Below are 25056 nucleotides of genomic sequence, written 5' to 3'. Positions count from 1 at the left end.
ATCGGCGTCGGTAGTGCGCAACCATGCCCCTGGTAGCCAACCCGAGGCCTCGAGGTCAGGTGTCCGCCAACGCAAGTACCGGCGAGATCTTGTTCGCCCGCCGCGCCGGTGCCAACGATGCTCCGAGCGCCAGAAGCCCGCCGCACAGTACCGTGCCTGCGATGACGGCCCAGGGGAGTGTCGGAGCAGACACGCCGCCGCCGCTCAGCGAACCCAGCAGCGATTGTGCTGCGGCCCAACCGTATCCGATTCCGAGGATCAGCCCGAAGCCCATCGACGCGACCACCATCTGGGTGCTCTCCGAGACGATCATGGAACGAATCTGCTTGCGGGTGAATCCGAGTGCGCGCAACAGACCGATTTCCCGGGTACGTTGCAGAATGCTCAGCAGCAGGTTGTTCACCATGCCGACCGCGGCGATGACGGCGGAGAAACCGATGAGGCCGGTCATGATTCCGACGGTTACCGTCAGCACTTGACCGATGGTCTCCTCGTCGTACTCGTCGACGAGCATCGATCGATAGCTGTACATCGCGACTGCGAAGGTGACCACCAAGGTCACCCCGATGAGCAGGCCCACTGCAGTGCGGGTGCTGCGATCCGGATAGCGAATTGCGTTGGCGGACGCCAATCGTGCGGCCGGCCCGCGGCCCGCCATCCTTCCGACGAGTCGGAGCACGCCGGGCAGAATGCGGTACGCACCCACCATGATGCCGGTGAACGATGCCACACCGCCGAAGAACGCGACCAGTACTCCGCCGGGGTTGACCATCCCGATCAGCACACCGAGGCCGAGCAGCACGACACCGCCCGCGATGAGCACGATCGACAACACCGTCCGTACCCGCCTCGACCGTGGGGTCTCGATCCCGGTGTCGACGGCACCGCCGGTCGCCTGAATCGGAGTGACGTCCAGAACTTTCCGTGATCCGACGTACGACGCCAGCGTCGTCGTCAGAACCACGGTGACGACGGGAAGGACCACGAGCGGTTGTACGGACGTGTACTGCACGTCCGGCAATTGGCGGGCCGAGACCGCGACGGCGCGGGCCAGGTGACTGACACCGACACCGAGCACCAGACCGACTGCGCCACCGAACAACCCGACGAGGAAGCCTTCCCGGGCGACCGATCGACGCAGATCGCGAGCCCGGGCACCCAGTAGGCGGAGCAGCGCGATGGTGCGGGTGCGGCCGGCCACGATCGTCGCGAACGTGTTGGAGGTGACGACAGCCGCGACATACAGGGCAAGGCCGATGAACACCAGGGCTACGCAGTACAACGCCACGATTCCGGTGCTGTCGCTGCCGTCGTCGAAGATGTCGACCAGAAACGCAGTGGCCTGGATCAGCACGACGCCGAAGAACGACGCGAGCGCCGTCACCAGAATGCTCGCACCGTGTTCCCGGGACGCCCGAGCAGATGTGGACACGCTCATCGGAGAACACCTTCCATTCCCAGCATGTAGTTCGAGATCTGTTCTGGCGTCGAACGTCCCAGTTCGTCGACGATGCGGCCGTCGGCGAGGAAGACGATGCGGTCGGCGTAACTGGCCGCGACTGGATCGTGGGTGACCATCACGATGGATTGCCCGTACTGATGTACCGCCGCAGCGAGGAGGCCGAGAACCTCACGCCCGGTGCGGGAATCGAGGTTGCCGGTGGGCTCGTCGGCGAAGATCAGCTGCGGCCGAGTACCCAGAGCGCGAGCGATCGCGACGCGTTGCTGCTGCCCACCCGAGAGCTGATGGGGCCGGTGCCCGACGCGGCTCTGCAACCCCAGGGTGTCGATGAGTTGCTCGATCCAGGCCGACTCCTCGGCGGTGGGCGCGCGGCCGTCCAGCTCGAACGGCAGCAGAATGTTGCCCCTGACGTCGAGCGTCGGAACGAGATTGAACGACTGGAAGATGAAGCCGACCTGCTTGCGGCGCAACGTCGTCAGAGCGTCGTCGCCCGCCGACGTGATGTCGGCTCCGGCCAGCATGAGCTGCCCGGAACTGGGGGTGTCCAACCCTGCCATGACATGCATGAGGGTGGACTTGCCGGAACCCGATGGCCCCATGATGGCGGTGAACCGGCCGCCGTGAATGTCGAGAGAGACGTTGTCGAGCGCGCTCACCGGGTTGGACGAGTCGCCGAAATGCTTGCTGACTTGGATTGCCCGTGCAACAGGGTCTGCTGTGATGGTCATGGCAACAACGCTATGAATTCGCCGGACCGAAGTAATCAGGCGCGAGTCTTCGCGTCGTACATCTGCAGGATGACTTCGGTGTCAGTCTCCAGTCAGTCCGTGCTCGAAGGCGTAGACCACCAACTGCACCCGATCACGCAGGTGGAGTTTGGCGAAGATGCGGCTGATGTGTGTCTTCACGGTGGCTTCGCTGAGGTACTCCAGCTCGGCGATCTCGGAGTTGCTCAACCCGCGTGCGGTGAGCCTGAACAGCTCCTTCTCCCGCGCCGTGAGAGTGGCGAATTCGGCCGGTGCCTTCGGTACAGCGGGAGTCGGGGTGAAGTGCGCGAGCAGGCCGGTCGTCGCCGACGCAGCAATGACCGAGTTGCCCGCGTGCACCGTGCGGATCGCCGCGAGGAGGAACTCCGGGTCGGCGTCCTTGAGGACGAATCCGCTTGCACCGGAACGGATTGCACGTGCAGCGCTCTCGTCGAGATCGAACGTCGTCAAGACCAGAATCCGGGGCGGGTGCTCGGATGCGGCCAGGATCTGCTCGGTGGCGGCGATACCGTCGAGCACCGGCATCCGTACGTCCATGAGCATCACGTCCGGCGTTGCGGACGCAGCGAGCGCAACGGCCTCGACGCCGTTCCCGGCTTCCCCGACGAACTCGAGGTCGGACTGAGAGGAGATGAGCATACGAATGCCCGCCCGGAACAGTTGCTGGTCGTCCACCAGGGCCACTCTGATGCGCTCGCTCATGACACTTTTCCCTTGCTGGCTTCGGACGCGGCAGGCAGCCACGCAGTGACGGTCCACGACGAGTCGTCACCGGACGCGATGCACGTACCGCCCGAGAGGCCGGCACGCTCCTTCATGCCGGCGACACCGTGGCCGGAGGATTCGGTGACCGAACGGCCGGGACGGACACTGTTGCGGACCGTCAGTTCGACGCCGGCAGAATCGGATTCGATGGTGACGGACACCGGCTCGTCCGGGTCGCCGTGGCGCAGCGCATTGGTCAACGATTCCTGTGCGATGCGGTACAGCGCCAGGTGCGCTCCGGCCCCCAACGACGAGCCGGTGGTGTCGATGGTGGCGTCGATCTGCAGACCGGTGGCCCGCATCGAGGCGAGCAGTCGATCCAGATCCTCCGATGTCGGGTTCGGCAGGTCGCCTTGGCTGTGCCGCAGCTGGCCGAGTAGCACCCGTACATCGGACAGCGCGGCGCGAGCGGTATCGGAGATGGTGGTCAGTGCGGTGTCCACCGCGGCGGGATCGACAGCGCGTACGTACCGCGCGCCGTCGGCCTGTGCGATCACCACGGCCAGCGAATGCGCCACGATGTCGTGCATGTCGCGGGCAATTCGGTTGCGCTCCTGCTCGATTGCCACCTCGTGCTCGGCGCGGGCCTGATGAACCTCAGCGAGCTCACGGGCGTGCGCGGATTCGATCGATGTGCGCCGCGCGTAAGCCAAGCGACCCAAGGCCCAGGACAACCCGAGTATCGCCCATAGGCCCGCGAGGAGGAAAGCGAACTGTAGGAGTCGGGGTTCCTGAAAGCCCTCTTCCGTGGGTGGGCCGAACGGATTTCCGTCCACGTAGGCCAGATACACCGCTGCGATCACTCCGCCGCCGACGGCGGACGCGAGCCCGAGGCGTCGAACCACGTTGTCGCCGTACGCGGCCGTGCAATACAGAATTGCGAAGATCGCAGTGTCCGCAGACAGCGGCAGCACTCCGGTGACCATCTGCACGACGGCCAGCACCCAGGCGAGCGCCAAGGACCATCGTGGTGATCGGCGTCGGATGGCCAGTGCAACGCCGAACCCGACCAGAACGCCCACACCTGCGGTGCCGGCAACTCCGTTCACGGTGGACGCCAGCAGCAGCAGGACGAACACGACCGCGTACGCGGCGTCGAGTACCTGCCGTGAGATCGATAGCTTGCGCAGCACTCGATCAGACTACGTGCATCAGTTGGTGCGGCGACGCGCCTTCTCGAGGGCGGCCAGCGTCGTCAGAACGGTCGTCCGCTGCTTCTCGAGATCCTTCATACGTGCGCGTGCCGGTAGGCCCTGCGCGCCGTCCAGTGCGCTGATCTGTTCGTCCACCGAGGTGAGTTGAGTCAGCAACTTCTCCACCCGCGACTGCAGTTCGATCGCGTCGATCCCGGTGACACCGGCCTGCGACTTCTTGGTGGGTGCTTTCGCCGGAGCGGACCCCGACGTCGTCGCCGAAGAAGACGCCGCTGCGTTCACTGCAGCAGCGGCTCTGGGCCGCAACGCTTTGCGGACCGCGGCCGGGTCGGGGAGCTTCTCGAGTCGAATGCGGTTGAGCACCTCACGCGCATCGCGGGCGGTCACGCGGTACTCGCGCTCCTCCTCGTCGTCGGACGCGAGCGTGCCACCGAGAGGCCGCAGGCCGTACATGCCGATGAAGTGCTTCGCCTCGTCGATGACGGCTTCCTTCTCTCGGCACAGGCCGCACCGCGGCTCGTTACGGAAGGTTTCGACGCTGTCGGTGCTGCCGCACCAGACGCACCCGCCCGGCGTCCATCGAGCGATTCTGACGGTAGTAGTTCCGGCCGGGGCGTTGAGAGAATGTGCGTCGATCACGACGAGTCATCTTAGGTGACAACAAAACCCGCCCCGCACGCCCCCGTCTCGCGAGCTGCATATTCCGGCCACGGGCGTGACGTAGTTCATGCAGTGCAGGTGGGGAGCGGGCGGAGCGGGTTTCGGATCGAGCGAAACAGACCTACTGTTACGCGCTGCCGTTGAAAAGGCTGGTGACCGAGCCGTTTTCGAAGACCTCGCGGATGGTGCGGGCGAGCAGCGGTGCGATCGAGAGTTCGGTCAGCGTGTCGAAGCGCTTCTCGTCGCTGATCGGCAGGGTATTGGTGACGACGACTTCCTTGGCACCGCAGTTGGCGAGGCGCTCGGCAGCCGGGTTGGACAGCACGCCGTGGGTGGCGGCGATGACGACGTCACCCGCTCCGGCTTCTTTGAGTACCTTGACTGCGCCTGCGATGGTGCCGCCGGTGTCGATCATGTCGTCGATGAGGATGCAGGTGCGGCCTTCGACCTCGCCGACGACGCGGTTGGACTTGACCTGGTTGGGCACCAGGGGATCACGCGTCTTGTGGATGAAGGCGAGCGGTGCGCCGCCGAACGAGTCGGCCCACTTCTCGGCGACGCGCACGCGGCCGGAGTCGGGGGATACGACGGTGATGTGTTCGAGGCTGTACTTGCCGCGGATGTGATCGGCGAGCTGGCTGTGTGCATGCATGTGGTCGACGGGGCCGTCGAAGAAGCCCTGGATCTGGTCGGTGTGCAGATCGACGGTGATGATGCGGTCGGCACCGGCGGTCTTGAGCAGATCGGCGACGAGGCGAGCGGAGATCGGCTCGCGGCCGCGGTGCTTCTTGTCCTGGCGTGCGTACGGGTAGAACGGGAGGATCGCGGTGATGCGCTTGGCGGATCCACGCTTGAGTGCGTCGATCATGATGAGCTGTTCCATCAGCCAGGTGTTCAGCGGGAACGGGTGCGACTGCAGAACGAATGCGTCCGATCCGCGGACCGACTCCTCGAAGCGCACGAAGATCTCGCCGTTGGCGAAGTCACGTGCCGTCTGCGGGGTGACGTCGATTCCGAGTTCCTTGGCGACCTGCTCGGCCAACTCCGGATGTGCTCGGCCAGAGAACAACATGAGGTTCTTCTGGTTGTCGATCCAATTAGGGGTGGTCACTGCTTTTCGCCGTCCTTTAGTTCTTGCCGAGCACGATCTGCGCGCGCCGCTGCCTGTGCAGCTTCGGTTCCGGGCCTGTTGTGAACGACCCAGCCTTCGATATTGCGTTGCTTGCCACCGGACACGGCCAGTGCGCCGGGAGGAACATCGTCCCGAACCACTGTTCCTGCACCGGTGTAAGCGCCGTCGCCCACGTGCACAGGGGCGACGAACGTCGAGTCGGATCCTGTGCGTACGTGGGATCCGATTTCCGTGCGGCTCTTGTTGACGCCGTCGTAGTTGGCGAAGACGTTGGAGCAGCCGATGTTGCTGTGCTCCCCGATCGTGGCGTCGCCGACGTAGGTGAGGTGCGGGACCTTGGTGTGGTTGCCGATCGTCGCGTTCTTCGTCTCCACGTAGGCACCGAGTTTGCCGCCCGTGCCGAGGACAGTTCCAGGACGCAGGTAGGTGAACGGCCCGACTGTCGCATCCGGTCCGATGACGGCCTGCTCGGCATGGGTACGGACGACCGACGCGCGCTCGCCGATCTCGACGTCCCGCAGTGTCGAGTCGGGACCGACGACCGCGTCGTCGGCGATGTGCGTCTTGCCGTGTAGTTGGACGCCGGGTTCGATGCGTACGTCCGCGCCGAGGGTGACGTCGATGTCGATCCAGGTGGTCGCGGGATCGACGACGGTCACGCCCGCGCGCATGTGTCGTTCGATGATGTGGCGGTTGAGCACGGACGTGACGTGCGCCAGCTGAACGCGATCGTTGACGCCCACCACCAGGTCCGGATCGGCGAGCTGGGTGCCGTAGACGGCCTTGCCGTCGGCCTTGCTGATCTTGACGACGTCGGTCAGGTACAGCTCGTGCTGCGCATTGGCGGTGCTGAGCTTGCCCAATGCCGTGCGCAGAGCGACCGCGTCGAATGCGTAGACGCCGGAGTTGACCTCACCGATGAGGACCTGAGCGGGGGTGGCGTCGGCATGTTCGACGATCTCGGCCACCTCGCCGTCGTTCGTACGCACGATGCGGCCGTAGCCGTTGGCATCCTCGGGGAGGAAGGTCAGTACCGTCGCCGCCGCCGGGCGGGGAGCGCTCAGGTGCTCGTCGAGCAGAGCTTTGAGGGTATGGCCGTCGAGCAGCGGGACGTCGGCGGCAGTGACGAGGACGGTGCCCTCGAAGTCGTCCGGTAGCGCCGCAAGGCCGCACTGGACGGCGTGCCCGGTACCGAGCTGTCGGTCCTGCACTGCGGTGTGGATGGTGCGGCCGAACGTGGCGGCCAGATCGTGAACTGCGGCGCTCACCCGTTCGCGATCGTGGCCGACGACGGTGACCAGGTGGTCCGGGCCAAGATCGGCGGCGGCGTGCAGCGCATGGGCGAGCATGGTGCGGCCGGCCAGGGGATGCAGAACTTTCGGAGTCTTGGACCGCATTCGGGTACCTGCACCCGCAGCGAGAACGACCACGGCGGTCTGCACAGGCATTGAGCTCCTCGGGGCGATGACGCGAAACGGGCATGCACGAATGGTCTTGCTCGCTCCGCCGCCAGGACTCGAACCTGAACTATCTGAACCAAAATCAGAGGTGCTGCCATTACACCACGGCGGATAATCGACCAGCGGTGGCAGCAGTGGCCGACGAATCGAACGACGCCTTCGTTAGCCGCTGCGCTCCCACTGAGCGCACCGATCCTCGCATGAGAGGTGGCGGTGAGTCGAACCGCGACGCATAACAGACCACTTGCGTCGTTCCGGCGCGGCCCCTGCGACGGATAAATCGGATGGATCGGGCATCGTTAGTCTGTAGTAGGCGTCGATTCGACGTCCAGATTGCCCAAGGTCGGTGACGGAAGCGGTTTTCGATGACAGGCGCAGCCTCCGAGCAGGAACGCACACCTCGTGTCCGAATGACGGGGACACAGAGACGCGAGCAGTTGATCGAGGTGGGGCGCACGCTGTTCGCCGAGCGTGGGTACGAGGCTGCGTCGGTGGAGGAGATCGCCGGACGCGCGAACGTGTCCAAACCGGTGGTCTACGAACACTTCGGGGGCAAGGAAGGACTCTATGCCGTCATCGTGGATCGCGAGATGTCGACGCTGCTGGGCATGATCACCAGTTCACTCGAACTCAACCGGTCGCGTATCCGGGTCGAACGAGTCGCGCTTGCCCTGCTGACGTACATCGAGGAGCGCACCGACGGATTCCGCATTCTGGTCCGTGATTCGCCGGCATCGGCCGAGGACGGCAAGTACTCGTCTCTCCTCAACGAGGCCGTGGGACGCGTCGGGCACATGCTCGCGGGGGATTTCTCCCGGCGCGGTCTGGATCCGGAATTCGCGCCGATGTATGCGCAGGCGTTGGTCGGAATGGTGTCGATGACGGCCCAGTGGTGGCTCGACGTGCGAACGCCGCCCAAGGAAGTGGTTGCGGCCCACGTGGTGAACCTGTGCTGGAACGGGCTGACGAATCTGGAGGCGGACCCTCGACTGACCGAGGAATGACAACTCTGTTTCGGCTCTCACCGAGGAAAAAAGGGGGTATCGTCCCCTTTGTCGGGCGGGAGGGCCGCAACACATCAGGGGCGATTGTCATCCGGACCGATGCATGTTGACGTCAAACGTAATGCTGCTCAGTGGTACCGTTCGGGCGTAATTTGCGCAGTGGAAGTTCAATCGCAGAGGCGGATCCTATGGTCAGGCAGGCTCGCGCTGAGATCACTCGCGACACCGTGCTTGCAGGCGCAGCGAATGTCTTCCTGCGCCTCGGGTACGCGAACGCAAGCCTCAGTGAAATCATCTCTCAGTCCCAGGTCACCAAGGGCGCGTTGTACTTCCATTTCGGCTCGAAGGAAGAACTCGCACGTGCCGTCATCGACGAGGGCAATGCGCGTCTGAGCACGGCCTGCATGCAGTTCAACGACGGGCGCATCCCGGCCCTGGAAGCTGCGATCGGGATCTCGTACATCGTCGTCGACCTCTCCGTCACCGACCCGATGGTGTCGGCGATGCTGCGTCTGAGCCATCAGATCGGTGATTACCGCGGCACCGAGGGCAACGTCATGGCCGGCTGGAGCGTCGCGTTCGACAAGCTCGCCGCCAAGGCCATCGCACAGGGTGACATCGACCCCAGTTCGGATCCGAGCACCATCGGTTCGCTCGTGCTCGAAATCCTCACCGGCGTTCACATGGTCGCCGTCGCTACCTCCACCACCGAGGAACTGCCCTCGCGCATGGAGCGACTCTGGTACTACCTGCTCCCCGCGCTGGTGCCGACGAACAAGTTGGACTACTTCCGCGAATTCGCGGCCCGTCGCGTCATTCGCTTCGGTCCGTAGTTCGGGCCCCCCAGTTCCAGGCTCTGATTTCGAGGCCTTGATTCTCGGGCTCGGTCCTGGTTCGACGGCATCTCCCGCGTGTCACGGTGTCGGTGCGCTCCCATAGACTCGACGGGACTGTGCGTGCGCAGCCATCGCCTCGACTCGTTCAGGAGCATTGCTGTTGTCTTCCGATTCCCTGCCTGCCATGACCACGTCCGGGCCGGCCCCGATCGTTCCCGACGCGGCGCTTCACCTTTCGGGGCTCGCCAGTGTCGCGTTGACGGATGCGTCGATGGTCGCGGTCGCCGACGCGATCGGAACGGCCGAGCACACGTTGATCGGGCCGCACTCTGTGCGCCCGTTCGTGGCCGCCGCAATCGCACAGCACACCCAACTGCTGATCGTCACGGCGACGGGACGCGAAGCCGACGACCTGACGAGTGAACTCACCCAGATTCTCGGTGACGGCGTCGCCATGTTCCCGTCGTGGGAGACGCTGCCGCACGAACGGCTCTCCCCGAGCGCCGATACCGTGGGCAAGCGGCTCGATGTGCTCCGTCGTCTCGCCCGCCCCGGTGACAGCGACTACGGCGATCCGCTGCGTGTCATCGTCACCACCGTTCGATCGCTGGTGCAGCCGATGGCCCCGGGTCTCGGCGAGATCGAACCCGTCACGCTCAAAGTCGGTCTCGATCTGGACTTCGACGGGCTGATCCATCGCCTCGTCGAATTCGGCTACCTGCGCGTCGACATGGTGGGCAAGCGCGGCGAATTCGCCGTCCGCGGCGGCATTCTCGACCTGTTCTCGCCGACGGCCGATCATCCGGTCCGCGTCGAATTCTGGGGCGACGAGATCACCGAGCTCCGCGCATTCGCGGTCTCCGATCAGCGATCGCTCCCCGATCACGAGGTCGATCTCGTCATCGCGCCGCCGTGTCGAGAATTGCTTCTCACGCAGGAGGTTCGCGATCGCGCGGCCGTGCTCGCCGCCGACAATGCCGGTGACACCGCGTTGGTCGAGATGCTGGACAAGCTGTCGGCCGGAGTCCCGGTGGAGGGCATGGAGGCGCTGCTGCCGCTGCTGCAACCCGGCGAGTTGCAACTGCTCGCCGACACATTGCCCGCCGGGACCCACGTCCTGCTCTGCGATCCCGAGCGAATCCGAACTCGCGCAACCGATTTGGTCCGCACCGGACAGGAATTCCTCGAAGCGTCCTGGACTGCGGCATCCATCGGTGGAGCCGCGCCGCTGGATACGTCCACCCTCGATACGTCCAGCCTCGAGGGAGCCTCGCTCGATCTCGGTGCCTCCGCGTACCGCTCGCTGCGGCAGGTACGCGAATCGGCCCAGGTCCACGGCCGGCCGTGGTGGACCATCAGCCCCTTGGCGTCGGGCAACGGCGAAGAAGTGGAACTCGCCGTCGATCCCGTGCCCGAGGTGCGAGGTTCCGAGGAAGCGTTGACGGCGCTGTACGCCACCCTGCGAGCTCACATCGCCACCGGGGGACGGGCCGTCATCTCCGTGGCCGGAGCCGGCACCGCCAAGCGCATCATCGAGCGCCTCGCCGAGGCCGAAGTGCCTGCCGCACACCTCGATTCCGGTGCCGTCCCAGTTCCGGACGTCGTCAACGTCCTGTGCGGATCGTTGCACGACGGCCTGGTGTTTCCCGACGCGAAGCTCGTGGTCGTCACCGAGAGCGATCTCACCGGTAACCGTGTCGCGGCGGCGGGGGAGGGGCGCAAGCTACCGGCGAAGCGTCGCAATCAGGTCGATCCGCTGGCTCTTGTCGCCGGCGACAGCGTCGTCCACGACCAGCACGGCATCGGCCGGTTCGTCGAGATGGTCGAGCGCACCATAGGCGGCGCCAGGCGCGAATACCTCGTCGTCGAATACGCGCCGAGCAAGCGCGGTCATCCCGGCGACCGACTGTTCGTGCCGATGGATTCACTCGATCAACTCTCGCGCTACGTCGGCGGCGAACTGCCGACACTGAGCAAGCTCGGCGGGTCCGACTGGGCGAACACCAAACGCAAGGCGCGCAAGGCGGTTCGCGAGATCGCCGGTGAACTCGTGCAGCTGTATGCCGCTCGTCAGGCGGCTCCGGGACACGCCTTCGGGGCCGATACTCCGTGGCAGCGCGAGATGGAAGATGCGTTCGGGTTCACCGAGACGGTCGATCAGATGACGGCCATCACCGAGGTCAAGGCCGACATGGAGAAGGCCGTCCCGATGGACCGCGTCATCCTGGGCGACGTGGGTTACGGCAAGACCGAGATCGCCGTGCGTGCCGCGTTCAAGGCAGTTCAGGACGGCAAGCAGGTGGCCGTCCTGGTCCCGACAACGCTGCTCGCGCAACAGCATCTGCAGACGTTCACCGCGCGGATGGCGTCGTTCCCGGTGACGGTCAAAGGGCTCTCGCGCTTCACCCACGGTGCCGATTCCAAAGAAGTGATGGCCGGTTTGGCCGACGGCACCGTCGACATCGTCGTCGGCACGCACAGGTTGCTGCAGACCGGTGTCGCCTGGAAGGACCTCGGCCTGGTCATAGTCGACGAGGAGCAGCGTTTCGGCGTCGAGCACAAGGAGCACATCAAGTCGCTCCGTACTCACGTCGACGTGCTGACGATGTCAGCCACCCCGATTCCGCGAACGCTGGAGATGAGCCTGGCGGGCATTCGCGAGATGTCGACCATCCTCACCCCGCCCGAGGAGCGGCATCCGGTGCTGACCTACGTCGGTGCCTACAACGACAAGCAGGTTGCCGCCGCCATTCGGCGCGAATTGCTGCGCGACGGCCAGGTGTTCTTCGTGCACAACCGAGTGAGCTCGATCGACAAGGCCGCCAAGAAGATTCGGGATCTCGTCCCCGAGGCGCGAGTGGCGACCGCACACGGTCAGATGAACGAGGAAACGCTCGAACGCACCGTGCAGGGTTTCTGGCAACGCGAGACCGACGTGCTGGTGTGCACCACCATCATCGAGACCGGTCTCGATATCTCCAACGCCAACACGCTGATCGTCGAACGCTCCGATTCGCTCGGCCTGTCCCAGCTGCATCAGCTGCGCGGTCGAGTGGGTCGTAGCCGCGAACGCGGGTACGCGTACTTCCTGTACCCGCCGGAGAAGCCGCTCACCGAAACCGCCTACGACCGTTTGGCGACCATCTCGCAGAACTCCGACCTCGGAGCCGGTATGGCCGTGGCGATGAAGGACCTCGAAATTCGTGGTGCCGGAAACGTTCTGGGAGCCGAGCAGTCGGGCCACGTCGCCGGCGTCGGATTCGATCTGTACGTGCGGCTCGTCGGTGAAGCGGTCGAGGCCTACCGCGCTGCCGCCGACGGTAAGCCGATCACGACGGACGAGGCACCCAAGGAAGTGCGTATCGACCTCCCCGTCGATGCGAACATCCCGCCGGATTACGTCACCAGCGACCGGCTTCGGCTCGAGGGCTACCGGAAGCTCGCCGCCGCGGCCGACTCCGAGGGCATCGACGCCGTCATCGACGAACTCGTCGATCGCTACGGCCCGCTACCCGAGGAGGTCGGCCGCCTGGTCTCCATCGCGAAGCTGCGCTTGATCGCCAAGGAGTACGGCCTGACCGACGTCAATGTGGCCGGGACACAGGTGAAATTGGCTCCGATGGACCTGCCCGATTCCAAGCAGATCAGGCTCAAGCGCCTCTACCCGAGCGCGACGTATCGTGCGACCACCGGAGTGGTGCAGCTGCCGTTGCCCCGCGTCGAAGGCGGCGGTGTCGGAGCGGCGCGCGTCCGCGATGTCGAATTGGTGCAGTTCATCGCCGATCTCATCCTATCCTTGGACGGGAAGCCATCTCGGTCCGTCCTGTTGGAGCAAACTGTGGGGGTGTAGCGGTGACGATCGTTCTGCTCGACCCTGTTCGTCCTACTCAGGTACCGGTGGACGCCGTCGAATTTCTCGGTGGCGCAGTGCAGTTCACCGAAGAGGTTCCGGTGAAGGTGCGCTGGTTGTTCTCCGGCACCGCCGCGCCCGACGACGTCGATGCCGTGTTGGTGAGCACCGACCGGACCAATCCCGATGTACAGAACCGGATCGCCCGCGGCGAACGCGTCGTCGCGGCCGAGAAGCTTCCTGGCGACGACGTCATCGCGGCGGTCCAGCTGATGGACCGTTTGCGTAGCGTCGGCGGCTGGGAAGCTCAGCAGACGCACGAGTCGCTGCGCGGCTATCTTCTGGAAGAAACCTACGAGCTGCTCGACGCCATCGCCGCCGGCAACTTGGTCGACCTCCGTGAAGAGCTGGGAGACCTGTTGTTACAGGTGCTCTTTCACTCCCGGATCGCTCAGGACGCCGCCGAGGACCCCTTCGACGTCGATGATGTTGCCGCAGGTCTGGTGCGGAAGCTGACACACCGCAGCCCGCATCTGAGCCGAACCGACACCGGACCGATCGACATCGTCGAGCAGGAGCGGATGTGGGAAGAGAAGAAGGCGTCGGAAAAAGCCAGGGGCTCCTGCCTGGACGGCATCGCGATGTCTCAGCCGTCACTTGCATTGGCGCAGAAGGTGATCGGACGCGCCAGCAAGGCGGGACTGCCCGACGAGCTCGTTCCGGACGGTCTACGGGTCGTCCACATCGGCGTCGACCATTCGAACGGCGGGGACAGTGCCGAGGACGCATTACGGCGTCGAGTACTCGATTTCGCGGCGTTGATCCGTAATGCCGAGGCATCGGCCCGCAATGCGGGCGTCACGCCGGGAGAGATGAGTGCGTTGGATTGGATCGAACACTGGGGTCTACGGGGCTGACCGGGACGCTTTCTGCTTCCAGGCACGCGAGGATAGCAATCGCATCCCGTTCAAAGCGACGATGACCGTGGAGCTTTCGTGACCGGCCACGCCGATCGGTAGCGGAAGGGTACCGATCAGATCCCAGGCGACCAACACCACGATGAACGTCGCCGCAATCGCCAGGTTCGCGACCACGATGCGGTGAGCCCGCCGCGAAAGCGCGATGACGGACGCCAGGGCCCCGAGGTCGTCGCGGATCAGGACGGCATCGGCGGTGTCGAGCGCGAGATCGGATCCTCGACGTCCCATGGCGACACCGATGTCGGCCGTGGCCATCGCCGGCGCGTCGTTGACGCCGTCGCCGACCAACAGCACTCGCCGCGGGGTCTCGCCGTCGGTACGTTCGTTCTGCAGTTGTGTGACGGCCTCGGCCTTGTCCTGGGGCAGCAGTCCCGCGCGTACGTCGACAATGCCGGCGCGCGCTGCCACTGCTCGAGCGACGCGGTCGTTGTCGCCGGTGAGGAGCACCGGTCGGGTGCCGACCAGACGTTCGAGACCTGCGACCGTGGTGTCGGCTTCGGCGCGAACGATGTCGACGAGTCCGATCACCGCGATCGCTTCTCCGTCGAGGTGCACGATCACCGCCGTCATGCCCTCGGCTTCTCGAAGGGCGGCTGTGCGCTCGGCCGGGGCGTTCGTGTTGTGCGGTGCGGCTTCGGGTTTGGTGACCGTGACGGTGCGGCCGTCGACCGTGGCCGTGACTCCCATGCCGGGTGTCGAATCGAAGTGCGTTGCCGTGGTGATCGCGACGCCTCGCCTCGTGGCGTAGTCGACGACAGCGAGTCCGATCGGGTGCTCGCTTCCGTTCTCGGCCGCAGCTGCCAGGCGGAGCACTTCGTGCTCGTCCAGGGTTCCCAGAATATCGATGCACTCCACCCGGGGTGTTCCCTCGGTGAGGGTCCCCGTCTTGTCGAAGGCGACCGTGTCGATGGAGCGCAGCTGTTCCATCGCCACGGCAGACTTGACCAGTACGCCGTTTCTGCCCGCGGTGGCCATCGCTGCGAGTAGGGGCGGCATGGTCGCCAGGACCACCGCGCACGGTGACGCGACGATCATGAACGTCATCGCTCGCAGCAAAGACGATTCGAGGTCGTTCCCGAGCAGCATCGGCACCGCGAATATCGCTGCGGTACAGAGCACGACGGTCTTCGAGTAGTACTGCTCGACTTTCTCTATGAACAGTTGCTTCTCGGCCTTGGTCTCGGACGCGTGCTCGACCATGGTGACGATGCGCGCGATGATCGTGTCGGACGGGTCGACGTCGATCCTGATCCGTAGTGCGCCGGTGCCGTTGATGGTGCCGGCGAACACCTCGTCGCCCTCGGATTTCGAGACGGGTACCGATTCCCCCGTGATCGAGGCCTGATCGATGTCGGATGCGCCGTCGACGATGGTGCCTTCACCCGAAATGCGTTCGCCGGGGCGCACTGTCACGATGTCGCCTGGACGAAGGTCGGATGCATCGACCGTTCGTTCGTGGCCGGAGGTGTCGAGCACGGTCGCGGTCTCGGGTGCCAGATCCAGCAAACTCCGAATCGAGTCGGCGGTGCGTCTGGTGAGCACCGCTTCGAGGGCACCGGAAGTGGCGAAGATGACGATCAGCAGTGCGCCGTCGAAGATCTGCCCGATCGCCGCGGCACCGAGTGCGGCGACGATCATCAGCAGGTCGACGTCGAGCGTTCGGTCCCGCATCGCCCGGAGTCCTTCGAGCGCAGGCTCCCACCCACCCGTGGCGTAGCAGGCGAGGTAGAGCGCCCAGTACGTCCATGACGGCGCGTCGATCAATTGCGCGAGGAGTCCGAGGGCGAACAGTGCCGTCGCGGCCAGCGCCCATCTGACTTCCGCGATGTCGACGAGACGGGTGCGGCTGGCGCCGGCTGGGTGCCGCACGTCGGCCGGTGCCGGGGCGGTGCTGGTGGAAGTCATGCGGGCCTTCGTTCCGTCGGACAGTGCGAACATCACCGTACAGGATTACATGAAGACCTTTACATGTGTACATAAACTATAGTTGTCGCATGGGACATGGAGTCGAGGGACGCAGCACGCCACCTGCGCAGCTCGATGCCGAATCTGCCGCCACGGTGGCCGCGACCCTCCAGGCTCTGGCCACGCCGAGCCGACTGCGCATTCTGACGCAGCTACGGCAGGGGCCGAGCGGGGTCAACGATTTGGCCGACGCAGTGGAAATGGAACAGTCGGCGGTGTCGCATCAGCTCCGGTTGTTACGCGCCATGGGACTGGTCACCGGGACTCGTTCGGGCCGAAGCGTCATCTATCGCCTGTACGACAACCACGTCGCGATGCTGCTCGACGAGGCCGTCTACCACATCGAGCACCTCGGAATGTCGGCATCGGATTTCCCCTCCGACGCAGACTCCGCCTGAGTTGTTCTCACTCGCCCCAATACTCGCGCTGGAGGGGCATTCCTCGTCCCTCGGTTGGGATCAATGTGGGTTTCAGTCGGTCAGAGTGCAACAAAGGCGCATTGATCCGGTCCGGCTACCTACGCCAGAACAGGTGATGAGTCATACCGCTGCTACTCGGGACAACTTCGTGCTCGAATCTGTCGTTCAACTCTTCGGGTGAATCCCACAGCTTCAGGCCCGAGCCGAATTCGATAGGTGTGACGGCGATGTGCATGGTGTCGACCAGATCTGCGTCGAGGAACTCGCGGATACTCGTGACGCCACCGCCGAGTCGCACGTCCTTCCCGTCGGCCGCCTCCTTCGCCTGTTCCAGTACGTCGGCGGGCTCGCCGTCGACGAAGTGAAACGTGGTGTCGGAGAGTGTGATCGACGGCCGTTCGTGGTGGGTGAGTACGAAGACGGGCGTGTGGAACGGCGGCTCGTCACCCCACCAGCCCTGCCACTCGTGATCGGCCCACGGTCCCCGTTGTGGCCCGAACTTGTGTCGACCCATGATCTCGGCACCAATGTTGTGGGCGAAGTCGCGGGCGAAGTAGTCGTCGAGTCCGCGGCTTCCGCTCGAACCGGCGTTTCCAGGAAAACTGGCGGTGGCGAAGTACCACCTCATCAATGCCAGATGGTCGAGGCCGAACGGGCTCTCGAGGCTCTGGTCCTCGCCCGCAGCGATCCCGTCGCTCGAGACGGTGAAATTCTGTACCCGAACCAGCTGACCCATTTGTGCTCCCGATGTCGATGACGAAAACATACGACGGTGTAGACCGAACCGCGTGCACGAACTCACCGCCCGGACGGGGTGGGGCCGGCGGAAGAATCACTCGAACAGCGTCGAACCCCAGTATTCGGATTCTCCGACGCCGGGTGGGCATGCGAATACTGCAGACCCGACGTGTTGGATGTATTCGTTCAGTGCGTCCTTGCGAGACAGGGCCAACTGCATCGGGACGAATTGGGTCAGGGGATCGCGGCAGTACGCGATGAAGAACAGTCCGGCGTCGAGGTGGCCGAAGCCGTCCGATCCGTCGGTGAAGTTGTATCCCCGACGCAGGATCTGGACGCCGCCGAGGTTTTCCTTCGACGCCAGACGCACGTGTGCGGTCTTGTCGATGAAGGTGCCCTCGGGGCCCTGTGACTCGAAATCGAGTGCGTCGAACTCGTCCTTCTGGCCGAGCGGCGCACCGGTTCCCTTGCTGCGCCCGATCACTCGCTCTTGTTCTTTCAGCGTGGTGCGGTCCCACGATTCGATGAGCATGCGGATGCGGCGGGCCACGAGGTAGGAGCCACCTGCCATCCATTCCTGATCGTCGTCAGGGGCAACCCAGACGTTGTCGTCCAGCAAAGACGGGTCCTCGGCCTTGAGGTTGGCGGTCCCGTCCTTGAAGCCGAACAGGTTTCGCGGGGTGTCCTGGGTGGTCGAGGTGGACGAGGTGCGTCCGAAGCCCAGCTGAGACCACTTGACCGAAACCGTGCCGAACCCGACGCGGGCGAGGTTGCGAATGGCGTGCACGGCAACCTGCGGGTCGTTTGCACAGGCCTGGATGCAGAGGTCGCCACCCGAGCGGCGCGGGTCGAGGTTGTCGGCCGGAAAGTGCTGCAGATCAGCAAGGGAGGCAGGTCTTCTCGACGCCAGATCGAACCGATCGAACAGTGCCGGACCGAAACCGATCGTCAACGTCAAAGACGATGCGGTCAGGCCCAGCGCCTCACCGGTGTCGGCGGGCGGGTTGTACTGGCCGCCGTCGACAGCTCCGCCGTCGAACGTCTCCTCGCCATGCACCAACCGCTCGGCCATCAGGGTCCACTTCTTCAGCAGCGCAACGAAATCCTCGCGAGAGTCGGTGGTGACGTCGAACGCGACGAAGTGCATGCGGTCCTGTGCCGGAGTGACGATGCCGGCCTGATGGTCGCCGCGGAACTCGACGACGTCCGACGTCGGCACCTCTGCGCCCGAGGCCGTCGCGTGTCCCGCGATGGCCCCGACTCCGACGAGTGCAGCCCCGGTCCCGACGGCACCGAACAGACGCCGCCGGGAGAACTGTCCAGTCTTACTGTCCGGCAACGACACCCTGCACCTGGCTCACTTCGGCGGACAGTGCGTCGATCTTGTTCGACAGTTCCTGTCGCTGCGGTTCGGTCACGGTGTCGTAGAAGACGAAGCCGTCGCCGCTGCGGTACTTGGCGAGTTCGGCGTCGAGTTCTGCGAAGCGGGCGTCGATCGCGGTGCCCAGTTCGGCGTTGCGCTCGTCGAGGATCGGACGGACGGCCGCGATGGCTGCCTGCGAGCCGTCGACGTTGGCCTGGAAGTCCCACAGGTCGGTGTGCGAGAAGAAGTCCTCTTCTCCGCTGATCTTGGTCTTGGCGACCTCGTCGAGCAATCCCTGTGCGCCACCGGCGACCTGGACGGGGTCGATGGTGAAGTCGTCGGCCTTGATCTTGTCTGCGAGTTCGGTGATGTCGGCCTCGAGCTGATCGGCCATCGCGTTGGTGTCGGGCTGCAGTCCCTGCGTCCACAGGTCCTTCTCGATGCGGTGGAAGCCGGTCCACTCCGCGCCGGGCTCGACGTCGGGCTCGCGCAGGTCGATGCGCGGATCGAGGTCGTCCGGAAAGCTCTCGGCGACGGGCTCGATGCGCTCGTAATAGCTACGCGCGATGGGGAACTGGGCCTTGGCGGCGGCAACGTCGCCGCTCTTGACCGCGGTGACGAATGACGTCGTGGTCTCCTGCAACGCGTCGATCTGACTGACGACGTAGCGCTTGTAGCCGTCGGCTGCCTCGGTGAGCAAGCCGTCCTCGTCCGTCTGGCGAACCGAATCGCCGGTCACGACGTAATCGGCCCGGACGCCGTCGCCCACCATGCCTGCCTTGCAGGCGGTTTGGTACGTGCCGGGGTCGGGCAGAGCGACGATGAGCTGACGCGTCAGACCCGGTCCGATGTTCTCGACCTCGCCCATGACGCGGTCGCCCTCGCCGTAGACGTAGAACTCGGTGACCTTGCTGCCGTTGTTGGTGATCTGGAACGTGGAGTTTCCGGTGGTGCCCTCGGTTGCACCGACGTCGCAGGACGAGTCGGTGGCCGTGACGGCGATATCGCCCGATGCGGCCTCGGTCGAGGACTTCTCGGTGCATCCGGCCAGGGCCATCGGTAGAACCGCGACCGCGGCCAGAGCGTAGGTGGTACGACGCATGGTGGTGGTGCCTTTCAGGAGTTCTGAAGTACAGGCTCGGGAGCCGCGGGAACGCGGACCGGGCGGAGGAAGAGGAACAACACGACGACGATGTACAGCACCCACGCGATCGCTTGGAAGACAGTGGGTTCGGGGCGGAAGTTGAAGATGCCGGCGAGCACGGTGCCGTACCAGCTCGAGGCATCGAAGTGTGCGGTGATGTCGAAGGCGACAGCACTGCCACCGGGCAGAACTCCGCCGATCTGCAGGGCGCGGATGCCGTAGGCCAGGATTCCGGCGGCGACCACGATGAGGAAGATGCCGGTGTACTTGAAGAACACGGCAAAGTCGATGCGCACCGCGCCGAAGTACAGGAACACCGTCAGTACTGCGGCGACGACGATGCCCAGAAGAAGTCCGAGCAGCGGCCACAGGCTGCCGTTGGTGTTCTCGGCGTACCCGACCATGAGCAGTGCCGTCTCGACGCCCTCACGGCCGACGGCGAAGAACGAGAGCGTGAGCACTGCCGCAGGCCCGACGGTGAGTGCTTTCTCCATGTTCGCCCGCAGCTCGCCGGAGATGTTCTTGGCGGCGGTGCGCATCCACAGGACCATGGCCGTGACGATGACGACGGCGACCAGCGAGGCCGCTCCCGCGATGATCTCGGCCGTCAGCCCGGTGACGGTGGACGTGCCGTAGTGGATCACGAAGAAGATCGCCGCCACCATCGCGACGGCCAGGCCGACTCCCAGCCACACCCACTTGAGGGCGTCGCGGCGGTTCGCCTTGACGAGGAACGCCACGAGAATCATCACCACGATGCCGGTCTCGAGACCCTCGCGAAGACCGATCAGACCGCTGCCGAACATCTGGGTAGCGATCGACGGCGCAGATCCTGCGGCAGCCAGTACGGACACGAAAGGTGCTCCTGTTGTGCGTCGAACATTGGTACGCCTTGCCTCGCGAAGGGTAGGCGACCCTCATGCGTGAAGGTTGACAGAAACATACACCCTGCAACCTGGTCCTTATGCACGTTGTACTGGGGTTTTATCGGTCTTTAGCTTTCTATTACCTTCCGTGTGCAGGATGGTGAGGTGATCTCACGAATCTGCGTGCTCGCCACCGCATCGGTACTCCTTGCGCTCACCGCATGTGGCAGCAGCGAGCCGAAGCGTGAGATTCCCGAGGGCATTCCGCCCGGCCCGGGCACGGAGGTGCCGATCATCGACTTCAATGCGCCCGGCCGAACGGCCGATCTGCTCATTGCCTGGGCAGAGCCGCAGACCGATGCGCTCGGTATCTCGGTGACCGCACTCGCGTCGTACGGGCACGCTGCCGCGATCATGGCTGAGACCGACGCGGACTGCGGCATCGCCTGGACGACACTGGCCGGGATCGGGTACATCGAGAGTCGGCACGGCACCTACCAGGGATCTTCCGTGCAACCCGACGGACTCGTCGCACCGCCGATTCGCGGAATCCCACTCGACGGCGGCCCGGGCGTCGCCGAGATCCCGGACACCGACGGCGGGTCGATGGACGGCGATGCAGAGTTCGATCGTGCGATGGGACCCATGCAGTTCATCCCTGAGACGTGGAAGAAATGGGGAGTCGACGCCAACGGCGACGGCATCGCAGATCCGGACAACATCGACGACGCCGCTCTGACGGCTGCGCGTTATCTCTGCGCGCGCGGCGGTGATCTGCGGACGGCGCAGGGGTGGGAGAGCGCGTTGATGGCGTACAACCTCTCGGGCCAGTATCTGCGTGACGTGCGAGATCGAGCGGCCGCGTACTCGGTGGGCACCAGGCCGTAGAAACTCCGTGCATCGCGGGCACCATGCAACAGCGGCTAGTCTTGCACCCGGCACAGTCCGCCGGTCCCCGTTACTAGGAGAAGCATTCGTGGCCATCATTGAGCAGGTCGGAGCTCGCGAGATCCTCGATTCCCGTGGCAACCCCACGGTTGAGGTCGAGGTCGCATTGGACGACGGGACGTTGACCCGTGCAGCCGTTCCCTCCGGCGCATCCACCGGTGAGCACGAGGCCGTCGAGCTTCGTGACGGCGGAGACCGCTACGGCGGCAAGGGCGTCGAGAAGGCCGTCAACGCGGTGCTCGACGAGATTGCACCCGCCGTCATCGGCCTCGACGCCATCGAGCAGCGCACCGTCGACCAGGCCCTTCTCGACCTCGACGGCACTCCCGACAAGTCCCGCCTCGGCGCGAACTCCCTGCTGGGTGTCTCGCTCGCCGTCGCCAAGGCTGCTGCGGAGTCCACCGGACTCGAGCTCTTCCGCTACCTCGGTGGCCCGAACGCCCACATCCTGCCGGTGCCGATGATGAACATCATCAACGGTGGGGCGCACGCAGACAGTGGCGTCGACGTCCAGGAATTCATGATCGCGCCGATCGGTGCGGCCACGTTCAAGGAGTCGCTGCGCTGGGGTGCCGAGGTCTACCACGCACTCAAGGCAGTGCTCAAGGCCAAGGGCCTGTCCACCGGCCTCGGCGACGAGGGCGGATTCGCTCCCGATCTCGCCGGAACCAAGGCAGCTCTCGACCTGATCCTCGAGGCCATCGGCAAGACCGGTCTGAAGCCCGGCCAGGATGTCGCGCTCGCCCTCGACGTGGCAGCCACCGAGTTCTACACCGCGGGCACCGGCTACGCCTTCGAGCGTGAGACCAAGTCCGCCGAGCAGATGTCGGCCTTCTACGGCGAGCTCGTCGACGCCTACCCGCTGGTCTCCATCGAGGATCCGCTCGACGAGAACGACTGGGACGGCTGGGTCGCACTCACCGAATCGATCGGCGACAAGGTTCAGCTCGTCGGCGACGACCTGTTCGTCACCAACCCCGAGCGTCTCGAAGACGGCATCGTCAAGGGTGCGGCCAACGCACTGCTGGTCAAGGTCAACCAGATCGGCACGCTGACCGAGACCCTCGATGCAGTGGATCTGGCGCACCGCAACGGCTACAAGACGATGATGAGCCACCGTTCCGGCGAAACCGAGGACACCACCATCGCTGACCTGGCAGTTGCCGTCGGCAGCGGGCAGATCAAGACCGGTGCCCCCGCCCGAAGCGAGCGCGTCGCCAAGTACAACCAGTTGCTGCGAATCGAAGAAGCTCTGGGTGACGCGGCGCGTTACGCGGGCGAGCTGGCTTTCCCCCGGTTCAATTACGAGGGCTGAGTCAACCGATACGTATGCACGAAGTGGAGAGTGAATGATGGCACGACGCGGGAGGTCCGGGACCAGTCCAGGTGGACGGGATCCCCGACCCCGCGGCCGTCCTTCCTCTCCGAATCGCTCGAAGCCGACCGGGGGTGCGTCTCGCGACGAGACCGCCTCCGGCCGGCCGGCCACTCCACCGGAGCCGTCCGATCAGGCGCGCGACGCCGTGGTGGGTGGCAAAGCCGCTCCGAGGCGCGTCGGTGTTCGTAGACCCAAGATGCCCGAGCGCACGTTCTTCGGGCTGTCCACCGGACGCGCAGTCATTCTCGGTGTCGTGGTGTGCGCGTTGGCGTTGACGCTGGCCGTGCCGCTCAGGACCTACTTCTCGCAGCGCGGTGAGCTCGAGTCCGTGTTGGCCGAGCGTCAGACCCTGCAGGACGAGGTCGACGCGCTCGAGACCCAGAAGTCTCAACTCAACGAACCGTCCCGCATCGCCGCCGATGCTCGCGAGCGGCTGCGGTTCGTCATGCCGGGGGAGACGCCGTATCAGGTGCAGCTCCCCGGCGACTACTCGCCGAGCTCCAAGGATCTCGAGGTGGACAACACCCCGACCGGGCCGTGGTACACCGACCTATGGAACACCGCGGTGCAGCCGCAGGGATCGGACGAGCCGTCGGAGCCCACGTCCGCACCCATGCCCGTCGTACAGCCAGAACCCGCTCCGGCCCCGCCGGTGCCAGAACCAGAAGGGGGACCCGTCGGGTGAATTCCTCGGCAGTCTCGCAGGAAGATCTCGATGCGGTCGCATCGCAGCTCGGACGTGAACCGCGTGGCGTACTCGAAATCGCGTATCGATCTCCGGACGGCAGGCCGGGTGTGGTGAAAACTGCCCCGAAGCTTCCCGACGGCACTCCGTTTCCCACCCTGTACTACTTGACCGACCCGCGATTGACGGCGGAAGCAAGTCGGCAGGAATCGGCCGGAGTCATGCGTGAGATGACCGAACGCTTGGGGACCGACCCGGAATTGGCTGCCGCCTATTTGCGTGCACACGAGTCGTACCTGGCTGAGCGCAACGAGATCGAATCTCTCGGAACGGATTTCACCGGCGGCGGTATGCCCGACCGCGTCAAGTGCCTGCACGTGTTGATCGCGCATTCGTTGGCCAAGGGGCCAGGAGTCAATCCGCTCGGCGACGAGTCGGTGGCATTGGCAGCCGAGAAATCGTTGCGCGGCAAAGCTATTCCGGCCGATTGGCCGACCATCGAAGAACTACGTGCGGAGAAATCATGACCAGGGTTGCAGCAATCGATTGCGGCACCAATTCCATCCGCCTGCTCGTTGCAGACAACAACGGTAAGACCCTCGCCGACGTCGCTCGTGAGATGCGGGTCGTGCGCTTGGGGCAAGGCGTCGACGCGACCGGAGCCTTCGTGCCCGAGGCCATCGAGCGCACCCGTGTTGCATTGGTGGAGTACGCGGAGATCATCCGCAAGACCGGGGCCACCGCGGTGCGCATGGTCGCCACCTCCGCCACCCGTGATGCGTCGAATCGCGAGGATTTCTTCTCGATGGTGCGTGAGGTACTCGGCAAGGTCATTCCCGGTGCCGAGGCCGAGGTGATTACCGGAGACGAAGAAGCGCGGCTGTCCTTCGCCGGAGCGGTCGGTGAACTCGATTCTGCCGCAGGACCTTTCCTGGTCGTCGATCTGGGCGGCGGTTCTACCGAGCTCGTACTGGGCGACGCCAAAGGCGTGAAAGCGGCGTTCTCGGCGAACATCGGCTGCGTGCGTCTGACCGAACGATTCCTGCATTCGGACCCTCCCACCGCAGACGAGATCAACGGTGCGCGAGAGTACGCCCGCGAGAAGTTGGCGGAGGCATTCGAGGAAGTCTCGATCGGCGACGCGTCGAGCTGGGTGGGTGTGGCCGGCACGATGACGACCATCGCGGCCATCGCCAAGGAATTGCCCGAGTACGACGCCGACGAAGTGCATCTCTCGCGAGTGCCGTTCGATCAGCTCTTCGAGGTGTGCGAGCGGCTCATCGGTATGACCCACACCCAGCGAAGCGCGTTGGGGCCCATGCATCCCGGACGGGTCGACGTCATCGGCGGCGGAGCGATCGTGTGCAGCGTGCTGGCCGAAGAGTTCGAGCGACGCGGGGCTGTCAGCTCGTTGACGGTCAGTGAGCACGACATCCTCGACGGCATCGCGATGTCGATCAAGATCTGATCTGCAATTCTG

22 protein-coding genes and 1 tRNA gene are annotated in these 25056 nt (G+C 64.9%); 10 read left to right on the top strand and 13 right to left on the bottom strand.

The genetic code is table 11. The features are described from left to right. Nucleotides 1-55: 55 nt before the first annotated feature. The 8 genes from J2X62_RS02455 to J2X62_RS02420 form a co-directional block, all read right to left on the bottom strand. Entirely contained in the window at nucleotides 56-1438 is a 1383-nt protein-coding gene (locus J2X62_RS02455; protein WP_027496095.1) for an ABC transporter permease, read from the bottom strand. Further along, nucleotides 1435-2190, bottom strand: coding sequence for an ABC transporter ATP-binding protein (locus tag J2X62_RS02450; protein WP_032390836.1), 756 nt, complete (start codon nucleotides 2188-2190; stop codon nucleotides 1435-1437). The genes J2X62_RS02455 and J2X62_RS02450 overlap by 4 nt, the downstream gene beginning before the upstream one ends. Before the next feature lie 81 nt (nucleotides 2191-2271). After that, nucleotides 2272-2931, bottom strand: a complete 660-nt coding sequence (locus J2X62_RS02445) for a response regulator transcription factor (protein ID WP_032364108.1) — start codon at nucleotides 2929-2931, stop codon at nucleotides 2272-2274. Continuing rightward, nucleotides 2928-4127 (bottom strand): sensor histidine kinase, encoded by a 1200-nt coding sequence (locus J2X62_RS02440; RefSeq protein ID WP_032373017.1) that lies wholly within the window; start codon nucleotides 4125-4127, stop codon nucleotides 2928-2930. The genes J2X62_RS02445 and J2X62_RS02440 overlap by 4 nt, the downstream gene beginning before the upstream one ends. Nucleotides 4128-4145: 18 nt before the next feature. Beyond that, on the bottom strand, nucleotides 4146-4787 hold the full coding sequence (locus tag J2X62_RS02435; protein ID WP_027496099.1) for a hypothetical protein: 642 nt from the start codon (nucleotides 4785-4787) through the stop codon (nucleotides 4146-4148). 148 nt (nucleotides 4788-4935) lie between these two features. Beyond that, the gene (locus tag J2X62_RS02430; RefSeq protein WP_027496100.1) at nucleotides 4936-5919 is read right to left on the bottom strand and encodes a ribose-phosphate diphosphokinase; all 984 of its coding nucleotides are present in this window, start codon (nucleotides 5917-5919) and stop codon (nucleotides 4936-4938) included. Next, on the bottom strand, nucleotides 5916-7388 hold the full coding sequence (gene glmU / locus J2X62_RS02425; RefSeq protein ID WP_027496101.1) for a bifunctional UDP-N-acetylglucosamine diphosphorylase/glucosamine-1-phosphate N-acetyltransferase GlmU: 1473 nt from the start codon (nucleotides 7386-7388) through the stop codon (nucleotides 5916-5918). The genes J2X62_RS02430 and glmU overlap by 4 nt, the downstream gene beginning before the upstream one ends. A 53-nt stretch (nucleotides 7389-7441) precedes the next feature. Further along, nucleotides 7442-7512: transfer RNA gene (locus tag J2X62_RS02420), tRNA-Gln, on the bottom strand. 253 nt (nucleotides 7513-7765) lie between these two features. On the opposite strand from J2X62_RS02420, the gene J2X62_RS02415 reads away from it, so the two are divergent. From J2X62_RS02415 to J2X62_RS02400, 4 genes are all read left to right on the top strand, one after another. Continuing rightward, nucleotides 7766-8404, top strand: a complete 639-nt coding sequence (locus tag J2X62_RS02415) for a TetR/AcrR family transcriptional regulator (RefSeq protein WP_032364106.1) — start codon at nucleotides 7766-7768, stop codon at nucleotides 8402-8404. Between the two features lie 188 nt (nucleotides 8405-8592). Then, entirely contained in the window at nucleotides 8593-9237 is a 645-nt protein-coding gene (locus tag J2X62_RS02410) for a ScbR family autoregulator-binding transcription factor (protein WP_027496103.1), read from the top strand. A gap of 187 nt (nucleotides 9238-9424) precedes the next feature. Then, nucleotides 9425-13090, top strand: a complete 3666-nt coding sequence (gene mfd, locus J2X62_RS02405) for a transcription-repair coupling factor (protein WP_032389913.1) — start codon at nucleotides 9425-9427, stop codon at nucleotides 13088-13090. 2 nt (nucleotides 13091-13092) lie between these two features. Beyond that, nucleotides 13093-14007, top strand: coding sequence for a MazG family protein (locus J2X62_RS02400; protein ID WP_027496105.1), 915 nt, complete (start codon nucleotides 13093-13095; stop codon nucleotides 14005-14007). On the opposite strand, the gene J2X62_RS02395 is transcribed toward J2X62_RS02400, so the two are convergent. After that, the gene (locus J2X62_RS02395) at nucleotides 13996-15975 is read right to left on the bottom strand and encodes a heavy metal translocating P-type ATPase (protein ID WP_310177067.1); all 1980 of its coding nucleotides are present in this window, start codon (nucleotides 15973-15975) and stop codon (nucleotides 13996-13998) included. The two genes, J2X62_RS02400 and J2X62_RS02395, sit on opposite strands and share 12 nt — an antisense overlap. An 89-nt stretch (nucleotides 15976-16064) precedes the next feature. On the opposite strand from J2X62_RS02395, the gene J2X62_RS02390 reads away from it, so the two are divergent. Continuing rightward, nucleotides 16065-16433, top strand: a complete 369-nt coding sequence (locus J2X62_RS02390; protein ID WP_027496107.1) for a metalloregulator ArsR/SmtB family transcription factor — start codon at nucleotides 16065-16067, stop codon at nucleotides 16431-16433. A 115-nt stretch (nucleotides 16434-16548) separates the two neighbouring features. Here the strand turns inward: J2X62_RS02390 and J2X62_RS02385 are convergent, their stop codons facing one another. From J2X62_RS02385 to efeU, 4 genes are all read right to left on the bottom strand, one after another. Beyond that, the gene (locus J2X62_RS02385) at nucleotides 16549-17190 is read right to left on the bottom strand and encodes a dihydrofolate reductase family protein (RefSeq protein ID WP_310177058.1); all 642 of its coding nucleotides are present in this window, start codon (nucleotides 17188-17190) and stop codon (nucleotides 16549-16551) included. Nucleotides 17191-17286: 96 nt separating this feature from the next. Next, on the bottom strand, nucleotides 17287-18537 hold the full coding sequence (gene efeB, locus J2X62_RS02380) for an iron uptake transporter deferrochelatase/peroxidase subunit (protein WP_310177055.1): 1251 nt from the start codon (nucleotides 18535-18537) through the stop codon (nucleotides 17287-17289). Continuing rightward, the gene (gene efeO / locus J2X62_RS02375) at nucleotides 18518-19657 is read right to left on the bottom strand and encodes an iron uptake system protein EfeO (protein WP_032373012.1); all 1140 of its coding nucleotides are present in this window, start codon (nucleotides 19655-19657) and stop codon (nucleotides 18518-18520) included. The genes efeB and efeO overlap by 20 nt, the downstream gene beginning before the upstream one ends. 14 nt (nucleotides 19658-19671) lie before the next feature. Beyond that, nucleotides 19672-20553, bottom strand: a complete 882-nt coding sequence (efeU, locus tag J2X62_RS02370; RefSeq protein ID WP_222080631.1) for an iron uptake transporter permease EfeU — start codon at nucleotides 20551-20553, stop codon at nucleotides 19672-19674. A 189-nt stretch (nucleotides 20554-20742) separates the two neighbouring features. Here efeU and J2X62_RS02365 point away from each other — a divergent pair, with 189 nt between their 5' ends. The 5 genes from J2X62_RS02365 (at nucleotide 20743) to J2X62_RS02345 (ending at nucleotide 25044) form a co-directional block, all read left to right on the top strand. Then, nucleotides 20743-21453, top strand: coding sequence for a lytic transglycosylase domain-containing protein (locus J2X62_RS02365; protein WP_045842124.1), 711 nt, complete (start codon nucleotides 20743-20745; stop codon nucleotides 21451-21453). Between the two features lie 88 nt (nucleotides 21454-21541). After that, nucleotides 21542-22828 carry a phosphopyruvate hydratase gene (gene eno, locus J2X62_RS02360; protein WP_027496113.1) on the top strand — a complete coding sequence of 429 codons (1287 nt, stop codon included), beginning with the start codon at nucleotides 21542-21544 and terminating at the stop codon, nucleotides 22826-22828. A 259-nt stretch (nucleotides 22829-23087) separates the two neighbouring features. After that, complete coding sequence (locus tag J2X62_RS02355) at nucleotides 23088-23576, top strand: septum formation initiator family protein (protein WP_027496114.1); 489 nt, start codon at nucleotides 23088-23090, stop codon at nucleotides 23574-23576. Continuing rightward, complete coding sequence (locus tag J2X62_RS02350) at nucleotides 23573-24103, top strand: DUF501 domain-containing protein (protein WP_032364098.1); 531 nt, start codon at nucleotides 23573-23575, stop codon at nucleotides 24101-24103. Before J2X62_RS02355 ends, J2X62_RS02350 begins: the two co-directional genes overlap by 4 nt. Then, nucleotides 24100-25044, top strand: coding sequence for a Ppx/GppA phosphatase family protein (locus J2X62_RS02345; RefSeq protein WP_032364097.1), 945 nt, complete (start codon nucleotides 24100-24102; stop codon nucleotides 25042-25044). Before J2X62_RS02350 ends, J2X62_RS02345 begins: the two co-directional genes overlap by 4 nt. Nucleotides 25045-25056: the final 12 nt, after the last annotated feature.

The sequence above is a fragment of the Rhodococcus sp. 3258 genome (genome assembly GCF_031456475.1).
GTDB lineage: Bacteria > Actinomycetota > Actinomycetes > Mycobacteriales > Mycobacteriaceae > Rhodococcoides > Rhodococcoides fascians.
Note: the sequence above shows the minus strand (reverse complement) of the source record. Positions and strands in the feature narration are given on the sequence as shown.